At 66.6% G+C, this 13,663-nt stretch carries 16 protein-coding genes; 10 read left to right on the top strand and 6 right to left on the bottom strand.

The features are described 5' to 3' along the window. Positions 1-3: 3 nt before the first annotated feature. From zwf to ACGVWT_RS01195, 6 genes are all read left to right on the top strand, one after another. On the top strand, positions 4-1,467 hold the full coding sequence (zwf, locus tag ACGVWT_RS01220; RefSeq protein WP_116732673.1) for a glucose-6-phosphate dehydrogenase: 1,464 nt from the start codon (positions 4-6) through the stop codon (positions 1,465-1,467). A 209-nt stretch (positions 1,468-1,676) separates the two neighbouring features. Beyond that, positions 1,677-2,381, top strand: coding sequence for a 6-phosphogluconolactonase (gene pgl, locus ACGVWT_RS01215; protein WP_116462172.1), 705 nt, complete (start codon positions 1,677-1,679; stop codon positions 2,379-2,381). 35 nt (positions 2,382-2,416) lie between these two features. Beyond that, the gene (gene edd, locus ACGVWT_RS01210) at positions 2,417-4,228 is read left to right on the top strand and encodes a phosphogluconate dehydratase (RefSeq protein ID WP_315462128.1); all 1,812 of its coding nucleotides are present in this window, start codon (positions 2,417-2,419) and stop codon (positions 4,226-4,228) included. A 119-nt stretch (positions 4,229-4,347) separates the two neighbouring features. Continuing rightward, positions 4,348-5,313, top strand: coding sequence for a glucokinase (gene glk, locus ACGVWT_RS01205; protein WP_315462129.1), 966 nt, complete (start codon positions 4,348-4,350; stop codon positions 5,311-5,313). Between the two features lie 16 nt (positions 5,314-5,329). Continuing rightward, entirely contained in the window at positions 5,330-5,935 is a 606-nt protein-coding gene (gene eda / locus ACGVWT_RS01200; protein WP_315462130.1) for a bifunctional 4-hydroxy-2-oxoglutarate aldolase/2-dehydro-3-deoxy-phosphogluconate aldolase, read from the top strand. A gap of 334 nt (positions 5,936-6,269) precedes the next feature. Further along, entirely contained in the window at positions 6,270-6,662 is a 393-nt protein-coding gene (locus ACGVWT_RS01195) for a hypothetical protein (protein ID WP_315462131.1), read from the top strand. On the opposite strand, the gene mltG is transcribed toward ACGVWT_RS01195, so the two are convergent. From mltG to fabD, 6 genes are all read right to left on the bottom strand, one after another. Next, positions 6,663-7,631 carry an endolytic transglycosylase MltG gene (gene mltG, locus ACGVWT_RS01190; RefSeq protein WP_315462132.1) on the bottom strand — a complete coding sequence of 323 codons (969 nt, stop codon included), beginning with the start codon at positions 7,629-7,631 and terminating at the stop codon, positions 6,663-6,665. It abuts the gene before it with no gap. Positions 7,632-7,641: 10 nt separating this feature from the next. Beyond that, complete coding sequence (gene fabF / locus ACGVWT_RS01185; protein ID WP_020486511.1) at positions 7,642-8,898, bottom strand: beta-ketoacyl-ACP synthase II; 1,257 nt, start codon at positions 8,896-8,898, stop codon at positions 7,642-7,644. 158 nt (positions 8,899-9,056) lie between these two features. Further along, on the bottom strand, positions 9,057-9,293 hold the full coding sequence (locus ACGVWT_RS01180; protein WP_017979028.1) for an acyl carrier protein: 237 nt from the start codon (positions 9,291-9,293) through the stop codon (positions 9,057-9,059). A 119-nt stretch (positions 9,294-9,412) separates the two neighbouring features. Continuing rightward, the gene (fabG, locus tag ACGVWT_RS01175) at positions 9,413-10,153 is read right to left on the bottom strand and encodes a 3-oxoacyl-[acyl-carrier-protein] reductase (RefSeq protein ID WP_315462133.1); all 741 of its coding nucleotides are present in this window, start codon (positions 10,151-10,153) and stop codon (positions 9,413-9,415) included. Between the two features lie 17 nt (positions 10,154-10,170). After that, positions 10,171-10,590 (bottom strand): GxxExxY protein, encoded by a 420-nt coding sequence (locus ACGVWT_RS01170; RefSeq protein ID WP_315462134.1) that lies wholly within the window; start codon positions 10,588-10,590, stop codon positions 10,171-10,173. A 60-nt stretch (positions 10,591-10,650) separates the two neighbouring features. Then, on the bottom strand, positions 10,651-11,610 hold the full coding sequence (gene fabD / locus ACGVWT_RS01165) for an ACP S-malonyltransferase (protein WP_315462135.1): 960 nt from the start codon (positions 11,608-11,610) through the stop codon (positions 10,651-10,653). Positions 11,611-11,816: 206 nt separating this feature from the next. On the opposite strand from fabD, the gene ACGVWT_RS01160 reads away from it, so the two are divergent. The 4 genes from ACGVWT_RS01160 to rplI all read left to right on the top strand — a co-directional run bounded on the left by ACGVWT_RS01160 (position 11,817) and on the right by rplI (position 13,614). After that, on the top strand, positions 11,817-12,161 hold the full coding sequence (locus ACGVWT_RS01160; protein ID WP_315462136.1) for an RcnB family protein: 345 nt from the start codon (positions 11,817-11,819) through the stop codon (positions 12,159-12,161). Between the two features lie 179 nt (positions 12,162-12,340). Further along, the gene (rpsF, locus tag ACGVWT_RS01155) at positions 12,341-12,772 is read left to right on the top strand and encodes a 30S ribosomal protein S6 (protein ID WP_116462182.1); all 432 of its coding nucleotides are present in this window, start codon (positions 12,341-12,343) and stop codon (positions 12,770-12,772) included. Then, positions 12,772-12,996 (top strand): 30S ribosomal protein S18, encoded by a 225-nt coding sequence (rpsR, locus tag ACGVWT_RS01150; RefSeq protein WP_007403456.1) that lies wholly within the window; start codon positions 12,772-12,774, stop codon positions 12,994-12,996. The genes rpsF and rpsR overlap by 1 nt, the downstream gene beginning before the upstream one ends. A gap of 12 nt (positions 12,997-13,008) precedes the next feature. Beyond that, positions 13,009-13,614 carry a 50S ribosomal protein L9 gene (gene rplI / locus ACGVWT_RS01145; RefSeq protein ID WP_116462183.1) on the top strand — a complete coding sequence of 202 codons (606 nt, stop codon included), beginning with the start codon at positions 13,009-13,011 and terminating at the stop codon, positions 13,612-13,614. Positions 13,615-13,663 lie beyond the last annotated feature (49 nt).

The raw sequence follows: 13,663 nt of genomic DNA, 5'->3' as shown, positions 1-13,663 counted from the left end.
GTCATGCAGCGCAATCCCGTCGGCAAGCTGCTCCTGTTCGGAGCCACCGGTGACCTCGCCAAGCGCATGTTGCTGCCCTCGCTGTATGGCCTGCACGCCGATGGCCTGCTGCCCAAGGATCTGACGATCACCGGCTCGGCGCGCGGCGACATGGACGACGATGGCTATCGGGACGTCGTGAAGAAGGCGCTCGACGAATTCCTACCGGCGGATCGCAAGGACGAAAGCGCGCTCGGCACGTTCATGGAACGTATCCAGTTCCAGCCTGCCGATCTGTCCGACCCCAACAGCTTCCAGCCGCTTGCCGACAAGATCGGCGACGTGTCGGGCGGCCTCGCAATCTACCTCTCAACCGCACCCTCGCTGTTCGAATCGGCGGTGCAGGGCCTTGAAAAGGTCGGACTGACCGGGCCGACGGTGCGCATCGCGCTCGAAAAGCCGCTGGGCTACGACCTCGCCTCGTCGAAGGAGATCAACGACACCGTCGCCAGTGCCTTCCCCGAAGAGCGGACGTTCCGCATCGACCATTATCTGGGCAAGGAAACCGTCCAGAACATCCTGGCCCTGCGCTTCGGCAATTCGATGTTCGAGCCGATCTGGAACGCGCAAGGGATCGACAACGTCCAGATCACCATCGCCGAAACGGTCGGCCTGGAAGATCGCGCCGGCTATTACGAGGGTGCCGGCGCGCTGCGCGACATGGTCGCCAACCACATGCTTCAGCTGGTCGCGCTGATCGCGATGGAGCCGCCGGCGCTATACGACGGCACGGCGATCCGCGATGAAAAGGCCAAGGTCTTCCGCAGCATGCGCAAGATCACGCCCGAGCAGGTGCCGCAATGCACCGTCACCGGCCAATATGAGGAGGGCGCGGTCGGCGGCAAGGTCGTCAAGGGCTATGACGACGAGCTGGGTTATGACAGTAATGTCGAGACCTTCGTCGCGATCAAGGCGCACATCGACAATTGGCGCTGGCAGGGCGTGCCCTTCTATCTGCGCACTGGCAAGCGCATGGCGAAGCGCCGCAGCGAGATTGCGATCCAGTTCAAGCCGGTGCCGCATTCGATGTTTTCCGGCCGCGGCGGCGTGTTGCAGCCCAATACGCTGGTGATCCGTCTGCAGCCCGAGGAATATATCCAGCTGCTGGTGATGACCAAGGAGCCGGGCCTCGACCGCGAAGGCCTGCGGCTGCGTGAGGTGCCGCTGAACCTCAGCCTCGACGCCGAATTCGCGGGCACGCGCCGCCGTATCGCGTATGAGCGCCTGCTGCTCGACCTGATCGAGGGCGACCAGACGCTGTTCGTCCGCCGTGACGAGGTGGAGGCGCAATGGACCTGGATCGACGCGATCCGCGCTGGCTGGGATGCGAACCAGACCAAGCCGAAGCATTATGCCGCCGGCACCTGGGGCCCCGCAGGCGCGATCGCGCTGACCGAACGCGACGGGGTGACCTGGCAGGACGATTGAGGCTCATTCGTCACCCCGGCCTTGAGCCGGGGTCCCGCTTCCTTTTGCAGTCCTGGGTGATAGCCAAAAAGCGGGACCCCGGCTCAAGGCCGGGGTGACGGAGCTCCTATGCGAACATTTCTGTCCCCCATACGTATGCGGGGGCACTTACCTTGCGTGGGCCACTCCGCTAAGCGAGCCCCGCGCGCCGACATGAAAAGGCTGTACCCATGACCGAGATCGAATGGTGGGAGTATGATGACGCGGGCGAACTCGCGGACGCGATCGCCGGCGACATCCAATTCGTCATCGAAAGCGCGATCGACGCGCGCGGCTCCGCGGTCATTGCGCTCGCCGGCGGCAAGACCCCCTTCCCGGCCTATGAAAAGCTCGCCAGCGCCAAGCTCGACTGGAAGCGGGTGACGATCGTACCGGGCGACGAGCGCATCGTGCCGCTCGGCGACCCGCTGTCGAACGTGACGCAGCTCGGCAAGCTGTTCATCCCCAAGGGCGCGCGCGTGATCCCGATCGTGCCCAAGCAGACCGAGGATTATAAGTCCGCCGGCCGCTCCGCCGATGCGCTGATGCAGGATCTGCACTGGCCGCTCGACCTGTGTCTGCTCGGCATGGGCGGCGACGGGCATACGGCCTCGATCTTCCCCGGCCCCGACTTCGACGAGGCGCTGAACGGCCCCAAGGAACGCCGCATGCTCGGCGTCATGCCCGATCCGCTGCCGCCTGAAGCACCGGTCGCACGCGTCACGCTCAGCCGCCAGGGCATCGTTACGGCGCGCGCGCTGATGATCGCTCTGACCGGCAAGGACAAGCGCAAGGTGCTTGAACAGGCGATCGAACAAGGCCCGTCGTCGCCCTATCCGATCGGTCGCGTCCTCGCCGACGCCGAACTGCCCGTCGACATCCACTGGGCGCCCTGACCCCGCCGCCCCTTCCCTCCCCAGGAACCCGCGCCATGAACCCCGAAGTCTCCGCCGTCACCGACCGCATCATCGCCCGGTCGAAGGACAGCCGCGCCGCCTATCTGTCGCTGATCGAGCGCGAGCGGGACAATGGCGCGCGTCGCCCGCAACTGGGCTGCGCCAACCTCGCCCACGCCTATGCGGGGACGGAGGAAGACCGCGACACGATGCGCGCCGGCCAGGCGATGAACATCGGGATCGTCACCGCGTACAACGACATGCTGTCCGCGCACGCCGTCTATTACCGCTATCCCGAGCTGATGAAGGTCTGGGCACGGGAGGTCGGCGCGACGGCGCAGGTCGCGGGCGGCGTGCCGGCGATGTGCGACGGCGTGACGCAGGGCTATCCCGGTATGGAGCTGTCGCTGTTCAGCCGCGACACGATCGCGCTGTCGACCGCGATCGCGCTCAGCCACGGCACGTTCGAGGGCGCGGCGCTGCTCGGCATCTGCGACAAGATCGTGCCGGGCCTGCTGATGGGCGCGCTGCGCTTCGGCCATCTGCCGATGGTGCTGATCCCCGGCGGCCCGATGCCCTCGGGCCTGCCCAACAAGGCCAAGGCGGCGGTGCGCGAGGCCTATGCAGAGGGCAAGGCAGGGCGTGAGGAACTGCTCGACGCCGAGATTTCGGCCTATCATTCGAAGGGCACCTGCACCTTCTACGGCACCGCCAACACCAACCAGATGATGATGGAGGTGATGGGCCTGCACATGCCGGGCGCTGCCTTCGTCAATCCCGGCACCAAGCTGCGCCAGGAACTCACGCGCGCCGCGGTGCATCGGCTCAGCGCCATGGGTTGGCGCGGCGACGACTATCGCCCGCTGGGCCATTGCGTCGACGAACGTGCGATCGTGAACGCCGCAGTGGGCCTGCTCGCGACCGGCGGCTCGACCAACCACCTGCTTCACGTGCCCGCTATCGCGCGCGCGGCGGGCATCGTCATCGACTGGGAGGATTTCGATCGCCTCAGCCAGGCCGTGCCGCTGATCGCCCGGGTCTATCCCAATGGTTCGGCCGATGTGAACGCGTTCGAGGCAGCGGGCGGCATGCCCTTCGTCATCCGCGAACTGCTCTCGGCCGGCCTGCTGCACGGCGACATCACGACGGTGAGCGGCGACAGCCTCGCCGCATATGCGCAAAAGCCGGTGATCGCCGACGACCGGCTGGCGTGGGAACCGGTGGGCGACAGCAGCGACACCAGCATCCTGCGCCCCGTCGCCGAGGCCTTCTCGCCCGATGGCGGCATGCGCATCCTCGCCGGCAATATCGGCCGTGCCTGCATCAAGGTGTCGGCGGTGGATCGCGAGCGTTGGGTCATCGAGGCGCCCGCGCGCGTCTTCCACGACCAGCTCGACGTGCTCGAAGCGTTCAAGCGCGGCGAGCTGGAGCGGGACGTCGTCGTCGTCGTCCGCTTCCAGGGCCCGCGCGCCAACGGCATGCCCGAACTGCACAAGCTCACCCCGCCGCTGGGTGTGCTGCAAAACCGCGGCTTCAAGGTCGCGCTGGTCACCGATGGTCGCATGTCGGGCGCGAGCGGCAAGGTGCCGTGCGCGATCCATTGCTCGCCCGAAGCGCTGGGCAACGGCCCGATCGGCAAGATCCGCGATGGCGACATCATTCGCGTCGATGCGGTGAACGGCACGCTCGATGCGCTGGTCGATCCTGCCGAATGGCTGGAGCGCCCGCTGTGCGACGCCCCCGGAGCGGCGACGGGCATGGGCCGCGAGCTATTCGGCATGTTCCGCGGCCTCGCCGATGAAGCCGAAAAGGGCGCGTCGGGGATGCTCGCGGCGGCTGGGTTGTAAGAGACTACCCTCACCCTTTCGGCGCTGCGCGCCGCCCTCCCTCTCCCCACGGGGCGGGAAGAGACGGCGAAGCCGGCGAAAGGGTAAGGGCAGGTCGGAACGATAAGAGAGGAAACGCAATGCAACTGGTCAGCGTAGACATCGGCGGCACCCACGCCCGCTTCGCCATCGCCGAAGTGGAGGACGGCCGCGTCGTGTCGCTGGGCGAGCCGGTGACGCTCAAGACCGCCGAACACGCCAGCCTGCAGACCGCGTGGCAGCATTTCGCATCGATCCACGGCACGCCGTTGCCCAAGGCCGCAGCGCTGTCGGTCGCCTCGCCGATCACCGGCGACATCATCCGCCTGACCAACAATCCCTGGGTGATCCGACCCTCGCTGATCCCCGAACGGCTCGGCGCCGACGTCTACACCGTCATCAACGATTTCGGCGCGGTGGGCCATGCCGTCGCCCAACTGCCGGCGGACGATTTCGAGCATCTCTGCGGCCCCGACACGCTCTTGCCGGCGCAGGGCGTCACCACCGTCTGCGGCCCCGGCACGGGCCTGGGCGTCGCGCAGGTGTTCAAGACCGCCGACCGCTACCACGTCCTCGCGACCGAAGGCGGCCATGTCGATTACGCGCCGTTGGACGGTATAGAGGACGCGCTGGTCAAGCGCCTGCGCCGCCAGTTCACCCGCGTTTCGACCGAGCGCATCTGCTCCGGTCCCGGTATCATCGCGATCTACGAAACGCTTGCCGAACTTGAAGGGCGCGCCGTGCCCAGCCGCGACGACAAGACGATCTGGACCGAAGCGCTCGACGGCACCGATTCGATCGCGCTCGCCGCACTCGACCGCTTCTGCCTGTCGCTGGGCGCCGTGGCGGGCGACCTCGCGCTGGCGCATGGTGCCAAGGCAGTGGTGATCGCCGGTGGCCTGGGCCTACGCATCAAGGATAAATTGATCCGCTCCGGCTTCGACCAGCGCTTCGTCGCCAAGGGCCGGTTCCAGACGCTGATGGCGGGCATCCCCGTCAAGCTCATCACGCATCCGCAGCCCGGCCTGTTCGGCGCGGCGGCCGCCTTCGCCCAAGACCACGCATAAAAAGGTAGCATCCAGCATGACCGATATCGCCACCATCATGCAGACCAGCGCCGTCATCCCGGTGCTGGTGATCGACGACGCCGCAACCGCCAAGCCGTTGGCCGAAGCGCTCGTCGCCGGGGGCCTGCGCGTTCTCGAGGTCACGCTGCGCACCCCCGCCGCGATGGAGGCGATCGCCGAAATGAAGACCGTGCCCGGCGCGATCGTCGGCGCCGGCACCGTCGTCAACGAAGCGCAGGCGAAGGCCGTGATCGACGCCGGCGTCGAGTTCATCGTCTCGCCCGGCCTCACCGAACGCCTCGCCCGGCCGATCGTGGACGCTGGCGTCGCCTATCTGCCCGGCACCGCCACCGCCGGCGATATCATGCGCGGGCTCGACCTCGGCCTGACGCACTTCAAATTCTTTCCCGCCGAAACCAGCGGTGGGCTGAAGGCGCTGAAGGCCCTCGCCGCGCCCTTCTACCAGTGCCGCTTCTGCCCGACCGGCGGCATCACCGAAGCGTCTGCGCCTGACTGGCTGGCGTTCGACCCCGTCCTGTGCGTCGGCGGCAGCTGGGTCACGGGCGGCAGCATGGCGGAAGTCGAGGCCAAGGCCCGCGCGGCAAGCGCCCTGCGGCGCTGAAGGCCGATCGCAAACGGCCAACCCGCGTCATCCCAGCACGGGCTGGGATCTGGCAGGTGTGACGCGCAGCGAAGAACCGCACTAAACCAGGTCCTTTGCGGCACTTTCGCAAACGCCTGCCCCGTCATGCTGCGTGTTCCGGCCGCCACCGCCCCGCACGCGCCGACGCTATCGATTAGGTGGCGCGGTGGCCCCCGGAATACGGTCGAGGTGACGGCTCGGACGAGGCAGACCAAATAGCCCCCGCAACCGTCCCGCTACCGCCGACGCAATATAACCGAACCCCGCCACTCGTTTAACCGATCCTCCATCGGATGGGTGCAAGGTGAAGGGCATGTACACCTTCGCCTTCGACGAACAGGCCCGCGTCTTCACGATACGGCTGCGCGGCTTCTGGACACCGCCGGTCCTGGCCGCCTTTGTCGACGAGGTAACTGCGCGCGGCGTCGAACAGTCCAAGCGATATGGTCGCTATGGCGTGTTCGTCGATTGCCGCGAGTATCAGGTACAGACCGGCGCGCTGGCCGAAGGCTTCGCCAGCGTGATCGGCCGCGCGAGCAGTCATGAGCGGCCGGTCTGCCTGCTGTTCGCTGCCATGCTCGTGAAAATGCAGGCGGAGCGCTCGCTCGGCACCACCGCAGCGGCGATCTTTCTGGACGAAGCCACGGCGCGCGCGTGGCTGGCGACGCAGCTCGCCGCCCCGCCGCAGGTGCTTAGCGCAGCCTGATCACATCTCGCCGCGCTGGCGGCGGATCGCGTACCATTTCTGCACATTGGCATTGTGCTGCGCCAGCGTGTCGGCGAACACATGCCCGCCGGTGCCGTCCGCAACGAAATACAGCGCGTTGGACTGCGCCGGATCAAGCACCGCATCGATCGAGGCCCGGCCTGGATTGGCGATCGGCCCGGCCGGCAAGCCGACCTCGGCATAGGTATTGTAGCCGTTCTTCGCCTGCAATTCGCTGCGCAGGATCCGCCGTCCGAGGGGGCGCCCCTTGGTGATCGGATAGATGACGGTCGGGTCCGCCTGCAATGGCATGCCGCGCTTCAGGCGGTTGCCATAGACCGCGGCGACCATGCGCCGCTCGGACGGCTTGCCCGTTTCCTTTTCGACGATCGAGGCGAGGATGATCGCCTGCTCGGGCGTCGTCACCGCAATGCCGGGCTTCCGCTTCGCCCAGGCCTGGGCCAGATACGTCTTCATCGCCGTCTGCATGCGGGTGACGACGGACGCGCGAGTGTCCCCGCGCTGGAAGGCGTAGCTGTCCGGCAACACCGATCCCTCGGCGGGCACCGGCACGCTGCCGGTCAAGCCATCTGCCTTGGCGAGCGCGTCATGCACCAGCACCGACGGATAGCCTTCGGGCACGACGACGAGGCGCTGCAGCACCTTGCCGCCCTGCAGCATCTTCAGGATATCGGCCTGGCTGGTGTGCGGCGGGATGCGATATTCGCCCGCCTTGATCGAGCCATCCGACCCAAACACGCGGGCGAACAGGCGGAAGCGGCCAGCGGAGGGGATCGCCCCGGCCTGTTCCAGTTCCCGCGCGGCGGCGGCAAGGCTGCTGCCTTCCGCCACCTGTACCGTCACCGTACGCTGCGCCGGGCCGCTGCCGCCCCAGCTGCGTACGACGACGACCGCCGCGATGATCGCGACGAGCCCGAGCAGCAGACCGAGGCAGCCGACCTTACGCATCGTATGGGGCTCAGATCGCCTTCATGACCAAGCTGGCGTTGGTGCCGCCGAAGCCGAACGAATTGTTCAGCACCGCCTTCACCTCCCGCTTCTTCGCCGTCAGCGGCACCAGGTCGACGCCTTCGGTGCCCTCGTCGGGATTGTGCAGGTTCAGCGTCGGCGGCACGATCTGGTCGCGCAGCGCCAGGATGCAGAAGATGCTCTCCACCGCACCGGCGCCGCCGAGCAGATGCCCGATCGCCGACTTGGTGCTCGACATGGACGCGCCCGACAGATCGTCCCCGAACACGCGCTTGGCTGCGGCGAGCTCGATCGTATCCGCCATGGTCGAGGTGCCGTGGGCGTTGATGTAATCGATGTCCGACGGCTCCATGCCCGCCTTGCGCAGCGCCATGCGCATCGCATTTTCGGCGCCCTTGCCTTCCGGGTGCGGTGCGGTGACGTGATAGGCATCGCCCGACAGGCCATAGCCGACGACCTCGGCATAGATCTTCGCGCCGCGTGCCTTGGCGTGCTCATATTCCTCGAGCACCACCACGCCTGCGCCCTCACCCATCACAAAGCCGTCGCGGTCCTTGTCATAGGGGCGGCTCGCCTCGGTCGGGCGATCGTTCATGCTCATGTTGAGCGCGCGCGCCTGGGCGAAGCCGGCGACGCCGAGCGGGTTGATCGTGCTCTCCGCGCCGCCCGCCAGCATGATGTCGGCGTCATCGTCGCGGATCATGCGCGCGGCATCGCCGATCGAGTGTGCGCCGGTCGAGCAGGCGGTGACGACCGCGTGGTTCGGGCCCATCAGGCCGTACTTAATGCTGACCTGGCCCGAGATCAGGTTGATCAAGCGACCATGGACGAAGTGCGGGCTGACCCGGCTGGGGCCACGCTCGTGCAGGTTGATCGATTCGATCTCGATGCCCGGCAGACCGCCGATGCCCGATCCGATCGAGACGCCCGCGCGCAGCTTCGTCGCCTCGTCCATCTCAGTGAGGCCCGCGTCTTCCAGCGCCTGGCCGGCGGCGTCGATGCCATAGATGATGAACGGATCAACCTGACGCTGGACCTTGTGGTCGACGCGCTTGTCGGGGTCGAAACCATATTCGTGATCCTTGGGCTTCACCTCGCACGCGATCGTGCACTTCTGCCCGGTGGTATCGAAGCGGGTGATCGTCCCCGCGCCGGACTTGCCGGCGATCAGATTGGCCCAGGCCGTCTCGACGTCCGCGCCGAGCGGCGTCACGAGGCCCAATCCGGTTACGACAACGCGCCGCATACCCTTACTCCATCCAGTCCATGTACGTCCCCGGCCGCGGATCACGCGCCCGGCTGTTACGAAAAACGGCCCCCCGCCCTCTCACAACGGGGACGGGGAGCCGCTTCAATCATGCCCTTGCGGGCGCGAGGCGAGGCGGAAGGCCCGGCCTCAGGCGATTACGCCTTATGCTCGTCGATGTAGGTGATCGCGTCCTTGACGGTCGTGATCTTCTCGGCGGCATCGTCGGGGATCTCGACCCCGAACTCTTCCTCGAAGGCCATGACGAGCTCGACGATGTCGAGGCTGTCGGCACCCAGGTCGTCGATGAAGCTCGCGTCCTCGGTCACCTTGTCGGCTTCGACGCCGAGATGCTCGACGACGATCTTCTTCACGCGGTCGGCGGTCTCGCTCATGTGTATTCCCTCTTCACGTTGGGGGGTTTTCAGTAATTCCCGACAGCCCGTAGAACGGGGCCGTCCGGCTGGCAAGCGTCTGTTAAGGGTTGGCGTCGGCCAACCGTCTTAACAAGAGGTTAGATCATCGCCATGCCGCCGTTGACGTGCAACGTCTGGCCGGTGACGTACCCTGCCTCCTTCGACGCCAGATAGACGACCGCGGCGGCGATATCCTCGCCCGTGCCGAGTTCGCCCGCCGGGATGCGGCCGAGCAGCGCAGCTTTCTGCGCATCCGGCAGCACGTCGGTCATCGCCGACCGGATGAAGCCGGGCGCGACGCAATTGACCGTGATGTTGCGGCTGGCCAGTTCCTGCGCCAGCGCCTTCGACATGCCGACGAGGCCCGCCTTCGACGCGGCATAGTTCGCCTGCCCCGGATTGCCGGTCTGCCCCACGACCGAGGTGATCGACACGACGCGGCCGAAACGCTGCTTCATCATCGGCTTGGCGGCGGCGCGGATCAGCCGGAATGCGGCCTCCAGGTTGACGCGGATCACCTGATCCCATTCGTCATCCTTCATCCGCATCGCGAGATTGTCGCGCGTGACGCCGGCATTATTGACCAGGATATCGATCCGCCCACCGAGCGCCTCGACCGCCTGCGGCACCAGCGCGTCGACCGCGGCGGCGTCCGACAGATTGCACGGCACCGCGACATGATCGCCGCCCAGCCCGGCGCGGAACGCCTCCAGCTTCTCGGCATTCGAACCAGACACCGCGAGCCGCGCCCCCTGCGCCGCCAACCCCTTGGCAATGGCGGACCCGATGCCACCCGAAGCACCCGTGACGAGCGCAGTCATGCCGGTAAGATCGAACATCGTTTAATCTCCAAACTCTAATTGTTTTCGCGAAGAGGCGCCGAGGACGCAGAGGGGCGGTGGTTGTTTACCAGCCGCCTCACACCCTCTTTGAGCGCCTCGCCGCCGAAATTAATCAGCAGCCCAACGGGCTGTTTTGTTAGCCGGAGATAGGTCAGAAGCTGTTTGGCGTGGACGGGCAACAAGCGCTCGACCGACTTGATCTCAAGGATCAAGCGGTTGTCGACCAGTAGATCGATCTTGAACGCGCCATTGATGCGGACACCCTCGAAGTCGATATCGACCGGCTGCTGACGAACCACCTCATAACCGATCTGCATCAAGCGCGCAGCAAGAACTGCCTCGTACACGCTTTCCAGCAAACCGGGGCCAAGATCGCGATGCAATCGGAGGGCCACGTCAAGTACGTCGCCACTGATCGCATCGATGTCCCTCACCCCGTCATCCTCTGCGCTCTCTGCGCCTCTGCGCGCAAAACCTTCTGCGCTTCCCGGTGATCAAATCCTCTTAAGCAAATCCTCGATGTCGTCCATCGTCACCACGCTGATCGCATCCGCGTCGGGTGCGATGCGCTTGACCATGGGGATGAGCACCTTGCCGCCGAATTCGACGAACTGGGTGACGCCCGCCTCGACCATCGCCAGCACCGATTCGCGCCAGCGCACCATGCCGGTCACCTGCGCGACCAGTGAGGCGCGGATCGCGCCCGGATCGGCGATCGCCGCCGCATCGACGTTGGCGAACACCGGCACCAGCGGCGCCCCGATGCGCGCGTCGGCCAGCGCGGCGTCCATCGCGTCCGCGGCCGGCTGCATCAGCGGGCAGTGGAACGGCGCCGACACCGGCAGCAGCACCGCGCGCTTGGCACCCAAGTCTTTGGCGAGCGCGACCGCGCGTTCGATCGCGGCACGGTGCCCCGAAATCACGACCTGCGAGGGGTCGTTGTCGTTCGCGACGGTGCAGACGAGTTCCTCGCCGCCCTCCGCCAGAATCGCATCGACCGCCGCCCCGGCGATCACCTGCGCCTTGTCACGATCGGCGCCGAGCAGCGCTGCCATCGCGCCCTCGCCCACCGGCACCGCCGCCTGCATCGCCTGCCCGCGCAGCTTCAGCAGGCGCGCGGTCGTGGACAGGTCGAACGCCTGCGCCGCACACAAAGCGCTATATTCGCCGAGGCTGTGGCCCGCGACATAGTCCGCCTTGTCGGCGAGCGACACGCCCCCTTCCCGCTCCAGCACGCGCAGCGTCGCGATGGCGTTGGCCATGATCGCGGGCTGGGCATTCTCGGTCAGGGTCAGATCGTCCGCGGGCCCCTCGACCATCAGACGGAACAGATGCTGCCCCAGTGCCTCGTCGACTTCGCCGAACACCTCGCGCGCCACCGGGCTCGCATCGGCCAGCGCCTTGCCCATGCCGACCGCCTGGCTGCCCTGGCCGGGGAAGATGAATGCCCGCATCTGGACTCTCCTTAATTCGCAGGAGGGCGCCACTAGGGCCGCGGCGGGCCTCACGCAACCTGAACGAATATCGCGGAGTTGCGACACCTTGCGACCGTTTTGACGGATCGGTGGGAGAGGCGTGCGACAGGTGGCGCCCATATCTCGTTCCGACGCCACGAAAAACGGCGCCAGTATCCAATGCATGTTCAACGGGAGTATGAACGATGAAGAAGCTGATCCTGAGCGCGATCGCCGCCACGCTGGTCGCCAGCCCGATGGTCGCCAGCGTCGCCGAAGCCGCGCCGCAGCAGCGCACCGTCACCACCGTCAAGGAGCGCCCCAACGGCCGCACCGTGGTGACGACGCGGACGACCGAGACCCGCGGCTGGCGCGCCGGCCAGCGCTTCGATCGCCGTCGCGCGACCAACTATCGCATCGTGAACGACTATCGCACTTATCGCCTCGCCCCGCCGCCGCGCGGTGCCTATTGGGCACGCTCGGGCCGCGATGCGGTGCTGGTCCGCAACAACGGCACGGTCATCCGCGTGATCCAGCGCTCGTTTCGCTGAGGCTGGCCGTTAAGCCTTGCCTTTTGGAGCGAACCCGTTAGGGGACGCCACATCCGGGGTGGAGAGCCAGTCTCTCCGCCCCGGTTCGTATTGCGATTTGATTGAGAGCGATACGGGGAAGACAGCCGGAGGGGCGTCGCATGGGGCGGCGTCAGCGATCGGCCAACGAAGGACAAGGCATGGCTCTGTACGAGCACACGTTCCTTGCGCGCCAGGATCTGGCACAGGCGCAGGTGGACGCGCTGGCGGAAACCGCCACGAAGATCATCGAAGACAACGGCGGCAAGGTCGTCAAGACCGAGACGTGGGGCCTGCGCAGCCTCGCCTATCGCATCGCGAAGAACCGCAAGGCGCATTACGTGATGCTCGAGATCGACGCCCCCGGCAACGTGGTGGCCGAGCTGGAGCGCCAGACCCAGATCAACGAGGACGTGATCCGCTACATGACCGTCAAGGTCGACGAGCTGGAGCAGGGTCCGACCGTCATGATGCGCAAGCAGGAGCGCGACCGTGAGCGTCGCAGCGACCGCGAAGGTGGCCGTGACGGCGCACCGCGCGGCGATCGCCCCGATCGTGGCCCCCGTCGTGACCGTGAAGAGGAGGCCGCATAATGGCTCGCCCGTTTTTCCGCCGCCGCAAGTCGTGCCCGTTCAGCGCCAAGGATGCGCCCCGGATCGACTATAAGGACGTCCGTCTGCTCCAGGGCTTCGTGTCCGAGCGTGGCAAGATCGTCCCGTCGCGCATCACCTCGGTGAGCGCCAAGAAGCAGCGCGAACTCGCCCAGGCGATCAAGCGCGCCCGTCACTTGGGCCTGCTGCCCTACGTCGTTAAGTAAGGAGTCCGAGACATGGACGTCATTCTGCTTGAGCGCGTCGAGAAGCTCGGCGCCATCGGCGACGTGGTGAAGGTGAAGGACGGTTTCGCCCGTAACTTCCTGCTGCCGAACAAGAAGGCGCTGCGCGCCAACGAAGCCAACCGCAAGGTGTTCGAGGCGAACCGCGCCCGCATCGAGTCGGAGAACGCGAACCGTCGCGGCGAAGCCGAGAAGGAAGCGGTCAACTTCAAGGACGTGTCGGTCACGCTGATCCGTCAGGCGTCGAACACCGGCCAGCTGTACGGCTCGGTCGCGGTGCGCGACCTGGTCGAGGCGCTGGTCGCCGACGGCCACAAGGTGACCAAGAGCCAGATCGTGCTCGACAAGCCGATCAAGTCGATCGGCCTGTACGACGTGCGCGTCGCGCTGCACCCGGAAGTCGCCGTGACCGTCAAGGTCAACGTCGCCCGCTCGCCGGAAGAGGCCGAGATGCAGGCGTCGGGCGTCGATGTCATGGCATCGATGTTCGAGCGTGACGAAGCCGGCTTCACCGAGGATTACGATCCCAACGCCGAGCCGGGCGCCACTGCCGAAGTGCAGGGCGACGATCGCGCCGAAACGGAGCAGACGCAGGGTTAATCCCCGCGTCGGCTTACGCCGATCTACGAAAAAAGGGCCGTCCGGTGCG

It is taken from the genome of Sphingomonas sp. S6 (assembly GCF_043498045.1).
GTDB lineage: Bacteria > Pseudomonadota > Alphaproteobacteria > Sphingomonadales > Sphingomonadaceae > Sphingomonas.
Note: the sequence above shows the minus strand (reverse complement) of the source record. Positions and strands in the feature narration are given on the sequence as shown.

What these genes read in the sequence shown, in the direction of transcription:
- ACGVWT_RS01195 (WP_315462131.1), top strand. Translation starts at nt 6,270, where the DNA reads ATGTACACCTTCGCCTTCGACGAACAGGCCCGCGTCTTCACGATACGG.
- rplI (WP_116462183.1), top strand. Translation starts at nt 13,009, where the DNA reads ATGGACGTCATTCTGCTTGAGCGCGTCGAGAAGCTCGGCGCCATCGGC.
- fabG (WP_315462133.1), bottom strand. Translation starts at nt 10,153, where the DNA reads ATGTTCGATCTTACCGGCATGACTGCGCTCGTCACGGGTGCTTCGGGT.
- rpsR (WP_007403456.1), top strand. Translation starts at nt 12,772, where the DNA reads ATGGCTCGCCCGTTTTTCCGCCGCCGCAAGTCGTGCCCGTTCAGCGCC.
- pgl (WP_116462172.1), top strand. Translation starts at nt 1,677, where the DNA reads ATGACCGAGATCGAATGGTGGGAGTATGATGACGCGGGCGAACTCGCG.
- mltG (WP_315462132.1), bottom strand. Translation starts at nt 7,631, where the DNA reads ATGCGTAAGGTCGGCTGCCTCGGTCTGCTGCTCGGGCTCGTCGCGATC.
- ACGVWT_RS01160 (WP_315462136.1), top strand. Translation starts at nt 11,817, where the DNA reads ATGAAGAAGCTGATCCTGAGCGCGATCGCCGCCACGCTGGTCGCCAGC.
- glk (WP_315462129.1), top strand. Translation starts at nt 4,348, where the DNA reads ATGCAACTGGTCAGCGTAGACATCGGCGGCACCCACGCCCGCTTCGCC.
- edd (WP_315462128.1), top strand. Translation starts at nt 2,417, where the DNA reads ATGAACCCCGAAGTCTCCGCCGTCACCGACCGCATCATCGCCCGGTCG.
- ACGVWT_RS01180 (WP_017979028.1), bottom strand. Translation starts at nt 9,293, where the DNA reads ATGAGCGAGACCGCCGACCGCGTGAAGAAGATCGTCGTCGAGCATCTC.
- rpsF (WP_116462182.1), top strand. Translation starts at nt 12,341, where the DNA reads ATGGCTCTGTACGAGCACACGTTCCTTGCGCGCCAGGATCTGGCACAG.
- fabF (WP_020486511.1), bottom strand. Translation starts at nt 8,898, where the DNA reads ATGCGGCGCGTTGTCGTAACCGGATTGGGCCTCGTGACGCCGCTCGGC.
- fabD (WP_315462135.1), bottom strand. Translation starts at nt 11,610, where the DNA reads ATGCGGGCATTCATCTTCCCCGGCCAGGGCAGCCAGGCGGTCGGCATG.
- eda (WP_315462130.1), top strand. Translation starts at nt 5,330, where the DNA reads ATGACCGATATCGCCACCATCATGCAGACCAGCGCCGTCATCCCGGTG.
- zwf (WP_116732673.1), top strand. Translation starts at nt 4, where the DNA reads ATGCAGCGCAATCCCGTCGGCAAGCTGCTCCTGTTCGGAGCCACCGGT.